The 2,925-nt window shown below is 76.0% G+C and carries 1 protein-coding gene; it reads right to left on the bottom strand.

Translation table 11 applies throughout. The features are described 5' to 3' along the window. A partial coding sequence (locus E1258_RS35620; protein ID WP_132407522.1) for an SDR family NAD(P)-dependent oxidoreductase occupies positions 1–2,925 on the bottom strand: 2,925 nt, incomplete at both ends.

Genomic DNA, 2,925 nt, shown 5'->3' with positions numbered 1-2,925 from the left:
GCAGCGACGTCGGATCGATACCCGCGTCCTCCAACGCCTCCCACGACGCCTCCAACAACAGCCGCTGCTGCGGGTCCATCGCCACCGCCTCACGCGGGCCGATCCCAAAGAACCCGGCGTCGAAGTCGCCAGCGCCGTCCAGGAAGCCGCCGCCGCTGGTAGCGACCGCGCCGGGGCTGTCCGGGTCTGCCTGGCGGATCCGCTCGTCCCAGCCGCGATCGGCCGGCAGCCCACCGATCGCGTCACGCCCGTTCGCGACCAGATCCCACAACTCGTCCGGGGAACTGACCCCACCCGGATAGCGGCAGCTCATGCCCACGATCGCCAACGGTTCGCCGGCCCGGGCGCGGCGTGGCCGCCGGTCCACGCCGGTGGGCGCGTCCGGCACGCCGCCGGCCTCGGCCAGCAGGTAGGCCGCGACGGCGGCGGGGGTGGGGTGGTCGAAGACGAGCGTGGACGGCAGCCGTACGCCGCTGGCCTGGGTCAGCCGGTTGCGCAGCTCGACCGCGCCGAGCGAGTCGAACCCGAGCTCCTTGAAGGCCCGGCCGGGTTCGACGGCCGCCGGGGAGCTGTGCCCGAGCACCGCGGCGACCTGGGTCTGCACCAGTTCCCGGACAACCTGTTCACGGTCGGCGACGGGCACCGCGGCGAGCCGCTGCGCCAGCGAGCCGCCCGGGACGGCGCGGCGGGCGGGGGTCCGGACGAGGCCGCGCAGCAGCGCCGGGAGCATCCCGGTCCGGGCGTGGCCCTGGAGGGCGGCCGGGTCGAGGCGTACCGGGGCGACCAGCGCCGTGCCGAGCCGCTGCGCCCGGTCGAACAGCTCCAGGCCCAGGTCGGTGGGGAGCGCGCCGACGCCCATGCGTTCCAGCCGGGCCCGTTCCGCGTCGTCCAGGGTGCCGCCCATGCCGGCCGCCTCCGCCCACAGGCCCCAGGCCAGCGACGTGGCAGGCAGCCCGGCCGCGCGGCGGCAGGCGGCGAGCGCGTCGAGACCGGCGTTGGCGGCGGCGTAGTTGCCCTGCCCCGGGCTGCCCATGAGCGCGGCCACCGAGGAGAACAGCACGAACGCGGCCAGATCCGTCCCGGCGGTCAGCTCGTGCAGGTGCAGGGCGGCGTCCAGCTTGGGGCGCCGGACCCGGTCGAGTCGTTCCGGGGTGAGCTGTGCGATGACGCCGTCGTCCAGGACGCCGGCGGCGTGCACCACCGCGGTCAGCGGCCGGTCCAGGCCATCGAGCACACCGGCAAGCTGCGCCCGGTCCGCCACGTCACAGGCCACCACGTCCGCCTGCGCGCCCAGACCCGCCAGCTCCGCGACCAGCTCCGCCACACCCTCGGCCGCCGGGCCACGCCGACTCACCAACACCAGATGCCGCACGCCGTGAGTGGCCACCAGGTGCCGCGCCACCACCGCGCCGAGACCACCCGTACCCCCGGTGACCAACACGATCCCGTCCGCGTCGAGCGGCCGGGGCTCGACGCCGGTGGCCGTACGGGCCCGGGCGAGACGCGGCGCGAGCAGACGTCCGCCGCGCACCGCGAGCTGCGGCTCATCCAGCCCAGCCAGCGCACCCCAGTCCGGCTCGGCCCCGTCGTCCAGGTCCACCAGCAGGAACCGGCCCGGATGCTCCGACTGAGCACTACGCACCAGACCCCACACCGGCGCCTGCGCCAGATCCGGCGCCTCGTCACCGGCCGCGACCGCGCCGCGGGTGACGATGATGACCGGGCCGGTGGCGGGCGGCTCGGCCTCGATCCACCGGTGCAGCAGGGCGAGGGCGGCGTCCGGTCCGTCGACGTGTTCCACCACGACGCCGGACCCGGCCCCGCCGGCCGACGGGGCCGGGACGGCCGTCCACTCCACGGTGAACAGCGCGTCGTCGGCGGCCTGCCGGGTGCCGTCGAGCCGGGCCCGGTCCACCGGGCGGGCCACGATGGAGCGGGCCGAGACGACCGGGGCGCCGGACTCGTCGGTGGCGTCCAGGCGCAGCGACGAATCACCGGTCGAGGTGACGCGGACGCGCAGGCGGGTGCCGGCGGTCCGGTCCAGGCGTATGCCGGACCAGCTGAACGGCATGCGGTGCCGGCCGCCGTCCCCGTCGATCAGCAGGACCGCGCCGCTCTGCAGGGCAGCGTCGAACAGGGCCGGGTGGATCCCGAAGCCCCGGGCGGCGTCCGCCGGGTCGCCGGGCAGCGCGACGTCGGCGTACACCTCGTCCCCGTCCCGCCAGGCCGCCTGCACGCCGAGGAAGATCGGCCCGTAGTCGTACCCGATGCCGGTGAGGCGGTCGTACAGTTCCTCGACGGCGAGCGGCTCGGCTTCCTCCGGCGGCCACTCGGCGGGCCACGGCGCGGCCGGCTCGGTCTCGGCGGCCAGGGTGCCGCGGGCGTGACAGACGGTCCGCGTCGTCGCGCCGGCCGATTCCGCGCGGGTGTAGACGGCGACGTCGCGGCGGCCGTGCTCGTCCGGTTCGCCCACCGCGACCTGGAGCCGGACGGTCTCGCCGGGCTGCAGCAGCATGGGCGCCTCGAGGACGAGCTCCTCGACCGCCGGGGTGGCGACCTGCCGGCCGGCCGCGAGGGCGAGTTCCACGATGGCGGTGCCGGGTACAACGATCGTGCCGAGCAGGACGTGGTCGGCCACCCACGGCTGGGTGGCGGTGGAGAGCCGTCCGGTGAACAGCCATTCGTCGCGGTCGCCGACGGGGGTGGCGGCGGTCAGGATCGGGTGGCCGAGGGTGCCGGTGTCGGCGGTGCCGGGCATCAGCCAGTAGCGCTGGTGCTGGAAGGCGTAGGTAGGCAGGTCGATGCGCTTCCCGCCGGCCAGCACGGCCGCCCAGTCCACCGGCACTCCGGCGTTGTGGGCCTGGGCGAGGAACGCGGCGAAAGCGTGCGGCTCGGGCTGCTTGGCCCGCAACGCCGCGGCAAGCA

This window comes from Micromonospora sp. KC207, assembly GCF_004348615.1.
Classification (GTDB): Bacteria; Actinomycetota; Actinomycetes; order Mycobacteriales; family Micromonosporaceae; genus Micromonospora.
The sequence above is the reverse complement of the archived record's forward strand: the minus strand, read 5'-3'. Positions and strand labels throughout refer to the sequence as shown.